Origin of the sequence: Myxococcus sp. AM011 (assembly GCF_013372595.1) — a bacterium.
GTDB classification, from domain to species: Bacteria; Myxococcota; Myxococcia; order Myxococcales; family Myxococcaceae; genus Myxococcus; species Myxococcus eversor.
Map to the genome: position 1 here is coordinate 25,494 of NZ_JABXEM010000112.1, position 7,146 is coordinate 32,639.

Sequence of the window (7,146 nt, forward strand, 5' to 3'; positions counted from 1 at the left end):
CGCGAGTCAGAGGAGGGGGACGCTTCGCGCGCCCCAGGCACCCCGGGCCCGCCCATGATATTTCCTATTGGAAACCTAGGGACGCGCCCGGCCTGTGTCAGCGCTCAGGTCATCAACTCCAGCGGCATGGACAACCCCGCCTCGAACCCGGGCTCCTCGCGCAGTTGCTCCAGCACGCCGTCCGTGCAGTGCAGCGTCACCAGGGGAAACAACCCCGGCTCGCTCACCCAGCGCACCGCGCTCATCAGGTGCCGCGCCCGCAGGAAGCCCAGCACCGCGTCGCGGAACTGCTGGCTCTCCTCGCCCGCCTGCTTGTGCACGGCCGCGCGACTGCGAGGCGCTGGGGCGGGTTGCTTGCCTGCCTGACGTGAGGACGGCCGGGACGCGGTGGGCTGCTCCCGGGGCATGACGATGGCTTCAATCCACATCGTGTCGCCCTCCTCGTGGCGTGGTGATTCCAGACCTGCTTGAAGATTATCGGACAAGGACGCGGTGCGGTTGTGTCCCTTTCGTCGTCGAAAAAAGGGTGGGGCGCCTGCACCCCCATCGCACGGGTTCGATTTGAACGGCCGCTGCCCGCCCCGTGGAGTCAGGGGACGACAGAGGGCCTGGTCGCTCGGCTGCTCCACGAGGTGGCGGCCGTCCCCATGAGGCGAGCAGGGCCTGTCACGTCGGGCAGGGCTCCGGCTCGCACGCGAGGGGGCCTGACTGGCGGAGCACCACTTCCTACCTTGTCGCCCATGAAGGACTCCAGTCGCCAGCTCCCGGTCTACGTGCCCGCCCGCACGGTCTGGGCCGTGGGGCTGCAGGTGTTGCTGCTCGCGATCTGCTGGTTGGTGCTCCGGCGGCTGTATCCGCTGCTCACGCTCCTGGCCGTGGTGATGCTCCTGTCCCTCGCCTTGGATCCGCTGGTGCGCAGGCTGGAGAAGTGGGGCCTCAAGCGCGGGCTGGGGGTGGCCGTGGTGGCGCTGCTGCTCCTGGGGTTGGTGGGCGTGTTGGTGGGCACGCTGGTGCCCGCGCTCGTCCAGCAGATAGAGGGGCTGGTTCAAGCGATGCCGGGGCTGTTGGAGCGGCTCTCTCAATCCCACTGGGTCCAGGAGCTGGGCGTGCGCTACGGCTTCGAGCTCAAGCCCGAGGAGCTCTTGCGCTTCGAGCCGGTGGACCTGGCGGGTCGCGCCGTCGGAGTCCTCTCCTCCACCCTGGGCCTGCTGGCGGCGGGCATCACCGTGGTGGCCCTCTCCGTCTTCAGCCTGCTGTTCGGCAAGGAACTCTACGAGAGCATCCTCCAGTGGGTGGTGCCGCGCCGTCGGCACCACGTGCGTGAGCTGGTGGGGCGCATGCGCGCCGCGGTGACCAACTACGTCGCGGGCACGCTGCTGGTGATGACCATCGGCGGCACCGTGGCCGCCACCGTCGCGCTCATCCAGGGCGTACCCTTCTTCCTGGCGCTGGGGCTCGCGGTGATGGTGCTGGGCGTCATCCCCTACATCGGCAGCGTCATCAGCGGCGTGTTGGTGAGCCTCACGACGCTGGCCACGGTGGGGCTGCGCCCGGCCGTCATCGCGCTGGTCGTCTTCATGGTCTACCAGCAGATTGAATCCAACGTGCTGGGCCCCATTGTCCAACGCCGCGCCATCCGGATGAACCCGCTGCTCATCTCCATCGTCGTGCTGTGTGGCGGCGCGCTGGCGGGCCTGCTGGGCGCGGTCATCGCCGTCCCTCTTGCCGCCGCCGTGCAGGTGCTCATCCAGGAAGTGCTTCGCGCGCGGCAGCTGCGCTGGAGGCGCGCCCACCGGCGAGAGCACGCCCGGCGTCAGGCGGGGAGGGGCGCGGTGGAGGAGGGACTGTTGTTCGCCGGCCCCATGGACGACGCACCCGCGCGGGAGGGGCCTGGCGCCGCCGACGACCGCCACTGAGTGGTGGGCCCCGACGTGAAGAAGGGCTCCCGGCGGATGGCCGGAAGCCCTTCGGATTCAGCTCAATCCCTGGTCAGTGCCGCCCCTCCGGCCTGGGCCGCGCCGGAGGAGTGGCGCCGGGCTATCAGCGACCCGCGGGGGCCGCGCGGCCCTGCGAGGTGGCCGACTTGCCGGTGTCCACGGCGGCCACGGACGTGCCGACCGAGAAGACCATGTCGTCACGGTCGTTGTAGCCACCGGAGGTGCACGAGCTCGCCGTCCCGCTGAAGCGGAACTGCGGACGGATGGCGTGCGTGCCCGCCGTGGCGCCCAGGTTGAACGTGTGCGTGAAGGTCCGCGCGCCCGTCCCGGTGCAGGCGATGTTGGTGGTCAGCGCCGTCCAGGCCGGAGCGGACGCGTTCGTCGTGTAGTAGAGGTCGAAGAAGTCCGTCGTCCCCCAGCACCACACGGTGACTTCCACCGTCACCTGCTTGCCGACGGCGAAGGCGCCCTGGTCCGTCGTCTTGATGACCACCCGGTCGATGCTCTCGTCGACGTGGTAGGTGCCGGTCGTGCCATCCGCGCACGAGTCGTTGATGGTGTTCGGCTGGTTCGGCTCGGTGCCCGTGGAGAGCGTGCCGCGGCCGTTGACCAGCGTGGTGCCGGTGTCGCAGCCGCAGACGTTGCCGCACGTCGGCGCCTGGAGCGTGGTGTTGAACGTGGCCAGCGCGGGCGTGCAGACCGTGCTGGTGGTGAAGGTGCGAGCGGTGCTGTTGGGGCTGACGCCGCAGACGTCCGCCGCGCGGGCCCGCCAGAAGTACGACGTGGCGCTCGACAGGGCCGGAGTCACGGTCCAGTTGCTGGCCGTCAGACCGGTGCCGGTGCGGACGATGTTGGTGAACGCGGAGTCCGTGGCCACCTCGACCACGTAGCTCGCCGCGCTCGCGACATCCGACCAGTCCAGCGCCGCCGACGTGGCGACGCCCGTGGCCCCGTCCGCCGGAGTGGACAGCGTGGGCGCCGACAGCGTCGTGCAGCCGCGCGTGGTGTAGCTGAACGCGTTGGACCACTCGCCCACGCCACCGCACGAGTTGTTCGCCCTCACCCGCCAGTAGTAGGTGGTGTTGACGTTCAGCGCCGGGGACACCGTCCAGGTGCTGGAGACCAGCGAGTTGGCCGAGGCCGTCACCGTCGCGAACGTCGGGCTGGTGGAGACCTGGACCTCGTAGGTGGAGGCACCGGACACGTCCGACCAGTCGAGCACCGCGGCCAGCTCCGCGCCGGTGGCACCGTTGCTGGGGCTGGACAGGGTGGCGAGACCCGGCGCGGTGCAGGCCGGCGTGGCGCACGAGCAGGTGCTCGCCGGGCCGTAGCACGCGTTCGTGGACGCGGGGACGATGGAGTAGCAGTACTCGCGGCCGTTGGCGACCTCGGTATCCGTGTACGTGGTGCCGGACACGGTGGCGACCTTCGCCTTGCCGAAGTCACAGCCCATGCCCTCGGTCTTCATCACCCAGTACTGGCTGGCGCCAGAAGAGGCCGTCCAGTTCAGGGCAATCTGACCGTCACCCGGGGTGGCGGTGTGCGTGGGCTTCGCCGTGGGGGCGCCCGAACAGCCGGAGTTCACCGGGGCGATGGTGTTACAGGCGATGTTGTGGCGGGCGAACGCGGCGTGGATGGCCGTCATGTGCGGCGTGCCGTCGTTCAGGTTGCCGTTGTCGTCATCCGCCGCCAGCCACTGCATGTAGCCGTTGGTGGAGCCGCAGCCGTCGGACGTGCCGCCGGTGCAGTTGCAGGAGTGCCACGCGCCCACGTTGCCGCTGCCCTGGTAGAACAGCTTGTTGCCGACGATGAACGCGTTGTTGTCGTCGTAGTTGAACGGCGCGCCGGCCAGGTCGATCTTGACCAGGTCCCAGGCGGCCTGACGCGCGGGCGAGGCGGCGCAGTGGACCTGACGGCTGCACGGGCCGGTGCCGGAGCTGCAGTTGGGGCACACGAAGTTCTGCGGGGTGGCGGGAGGAGCGGCGACGCCGCCGTACGTGGCGGCCTTCCAGTCCGCGTCACGCACGCCGGAGCACTTGGTGTTGCACCACGCGGTGCCCACCTGCGACTCGTTCTGGTTCTGTCCGGTGCCGTCCGGCGTCACACCGCAACCACGGCTGCCGGTCTGGAAGAAGCCGTAGCCCACGCACGAGGTCTGCAGGCGGTAGATGGCCGCGATGTCCGCGTAGCCCTCGCTGGAGTTCGACAGCACGCCGTTCGAGTCGAAGTTATCCAGGCCATGGCCCCACTCGTGGTCGAACACGGCGCCAATCTCACCGGTGTTCCGGCAGCCACCGCCGCTGCGGTAGAAGTTGACGGAGGAGCCGTTCCAGAAGGCGTTGCAGGTGCTGTTGATGTTGACGTTCGCCGGGAGCTGGCTGGACAGCCAGGTGTTGGCCGGCAGGTATCCGCGGGCCTGCTCGGCCAGCTTGTTCAGCTCGTAGAAGCTGGAGCGCGACGCGGGGGTGTTGCCCCCGGTCCCAGAGGTGCAATCGTGGTCGTTGTTCGCGCCGCCCAGGGCGATGTTGCCCGTGGTGGAGCTGACGTTGATCGCGCCGCAGGTATCCGACACGCGGACATAGCGGCCGGACAGCGTGGTGGCCGTGGTGCCGGAGCTGTAGGCGAAGATGCCCGCGCCGTCCGTGAAGTTGTTGGGCGAGGTGAGGCCCGTGTTCGCCCAGGGCATGGGCGAGTTGGGCTTCATGGTGCCGCACACCGTGTTGTCCGCGCAGGTGCCGATGTTGGTGGACGGGTAGATGCCGCCCTGGATCTGCGCGTCGAAGTAGTGGTTGTCGTCCTCGATGGCGAGCGTCTCGCCGGAGGCCGCATCCACCGTCACCTTCCAGCGCTGGTGGGCCGCCGGGTCCTGGAAGCCGTAGGCGTAGACCAGGCGATGCTCGTAGCCGGTGCCCGTGGCGCCGGCAAACGACTCACCCTGGGGCGCCATGGGGGCGATCTCCAGCGTGGGCTGCTGCCAGAGCTCCTGCTGGCTGGCGTTGAGTCCGACGAAGCCGTTGCCCGCGATGAGCGCGTCGTTCGGCGCGAGCGCCGGGCGCGTGTCGATGCCCACGTTGGCCCACGCCTCGGTGCCGATGAGGATGAGGTTGCCGTGGCTGATGGTGGCGGCGATGCGCGCGTGGCGCACCGTCAGGCCGTTGACCACCTGCTGGATGTGGACCTGCCAGAGGTTCTCGGTGACGCGCGTGACGCGGGGAGCGCCCAGCTGCATCAGGTCGATGTTGAACGCGGACTGGTTGTCGGCGATGAACTTGAAGACCAGGTCGCCGATGACGGACTCGTCCACGTCCGCCACGGAGCGGCCGATGGACTCACGCACGCCGTCCAGCGTCACGTTGTTGCGGAAGCCCTTGCCGGGGATGAGGGGAACAGAGCCCTCGATGCCAGACGGGGTGCCGGTGCGGGGGTCGATGTGGACGCGGAAGTCCTTCCCGTTGCGGGCGAAGAAGTCGTCCCAGCCCGCGGACGTCTCCTTGGCCATGGTCCGCGCGGCCTGCTCCAGCGGGGTGTTCTGGATGGGCAGGTAGAACTCAGGCTTGTAGAACGCCTTGCTGGCGATGGCGCTCTGCCCCTTGTCGGGGGGTTGCACCGCCCAGCTCGTCGCTGACACGAGCAAGGCAAGACATGCTGCTGACACCTTGGAGTGGCGCATGCAGTTCTCCTCTATGGGGGTCCCGAGGGTCGGACCCGAGGTGGCTCCCAGACAGACGGAGCCCGCAGACGCCTTACTGATGCCTCACTAAAAAATGAATATGCCTTATTCCCAGCCATCCCATTGAAACTGGATCCCTAGGAATTTCATGGGCTCGAAGTGTTGACTGGTCAACACGTTGGCGCACTATAAGTGAATACCGCTATGGCGCGGAGCATGGAAGTGTGCCACTCCCATCAGAATATTATTGACAGGTTGTTGCGGGTCAGCGCGGCCAGATGCGCACCCAGTCATCCTGGATGAGCTTGCCGCTGGCGCTGTCGGTGCTTCCGCTGGCCATGAAGCCGCGAGGCGCGCCGAGCGCCAGCGCTCCGGCCTCCACCCACAAGAGCAGGAGCAGCACCGCCGCGAGCGCGGGCACGCGCGTGGCCCATGCGGGGCGGCGCGCGGTGAGGACGACGAGCGGCAAGAGCAGCAGCGGCACGAGTGCGGGGAAGATGGTGAGCAGGCCGCGCGTGTAGCCGAAGAAGGCGACGGTGATGAGCGCGCGGTGGAGGACGACGAGGGTGAGCAGGCTGAACTCGCGCCAGGGCCGGGTGAGGGACAGCGCCGCGCCCGCGACGAGCAGCGCGAAGAGCGGCCACTTCAGCCCCGTGCCCTCGGGGACGAAGAGGTCCACCGGGGCGCGCGCGCCGCTCAGGCCCGAGGGGAGGTTGGAGGCGCCCAAGCCCAGGCTCAGTCCGTCCAGCCAGCGCGAGAGTTTGGTGCTCCAGAGGCGCGCGGCGTCCGCGGGGTGCTCGCGCATCCACTCGAGGCCCACCGCGTAGCCGTGCAGCAGGAGCTCGCGCTGGGCGGGGTTGGCCACGTCCAGGTGGCCCTCCTGGCCCAACTGGTTGACGGAGTCCGGCGTGAAGCCACCGGTGGCGCGGGCGTGGTTCGCCATGGCGAAGTTGATGGGGCCGTAGGCGGTGACGGGCGCGAGCACCGGCAGCGGCTCCAGCGTCGGCGTGCTCGCGTTCAGCTCGCCGAGCACCCGCGCGTTGCGCACGGCCCAGGGCGCGAGCACCAGGGCGCAGACGAGCGCCGCGGCGCCCCAGCGCGTGGCGAGCCTTGGCAGCGGCGTCGAGCCCCGGTACAGCCAGGCCCACGCGAGCAGGAAGGGCCACAGGTACAGGTGCTCGGCGCGGGTGAGCGAGCCCAGGCCCATGACGAGGCCCAGGAGCGCGGCGCCGCCCCAGCTCGGGCCCGCCTTGTGGCGCAGGACGAGCGCGAGGGTGGCGGACAGGAAGAGGGCGTAGAGGACCTCGTTGCTGTACGTGGTGGAGAGCACCAGCCAGCCGAAGCTGGAGGCGAAGAGGGCCGCGCCGACGAAGCTCCACGCGGTGCCCAGCAGCGTGCGCCACCAGGCCCAGGACAGCGCCACCGTGGCGGCGCTCAGCGCGGCGAGGCACAGCTTGTACGGATAGGCGTTGCCCTGGGGTTCACCCAGCACGCGGTACAGCACGCCCAGGAGCCAGGGGAACAGGGGCGGGTGGTAGG

Annotated in this window: 4 protein-coding genes; 1 reads left to right on the forward strand and 3 read right to left on the reverse strand. The window is 69.3% G+C overall.

Translation table 11 applies throughout. The annotated features are described in order from the left end of the window. Positions 1 to 104 precede the first annotated feature (104 nt). A complete protein-coding gene (locus HUW62_RS23180) occupies positions 105 to 428 on the reverse strand; it encodes a hypothetical protein (protein WP_176435649.1) in 324 nt (107 codons plus the stop codon). A 312-nt stretch (positions 429 to 740) separates the two neighbouring features. On the opposite strand from HUW62_RS23180, the gene HUW62_RS23185 reads away from it, so the two are divergent. Continuing rightward, a complete protein-coding gene (locus HUW62_RS23185) occupies positions 741 to 1,916 on the forward strand; it encodes an AI-2E family transporter (RefSeq protein WP_163865876.1) in 1,176 nt (391 codons plus the stop codon). 124 nt (positions 1,917 to 2,040) lie between these two features. On the opposite strand, the gene HUW62_RS23190 is transcribed toward HUW62_RS23185, so the two are convergent. After that, positions 2,041 to 5,607, reverse strand: coding sequence for an endopeptidase (locus HUW62_RS23190; RefSeq protein WP_176435650.1), 3,567 nt, complete (start codon positions 5,605 to 5,607; stop codon positions 2,041 to 2,043). Positions 5,608 to 5,872: 265 nt separating this feature from the next. Continuing rightward, positions 5,873 to 7,146 (reverse strand): glycosyltransferase family 39 protein (locus HUW62_RS23195; protein ID WP_176435651.1); only part of this gene is annotated, 1,274 nt, incomplete at its 5' end.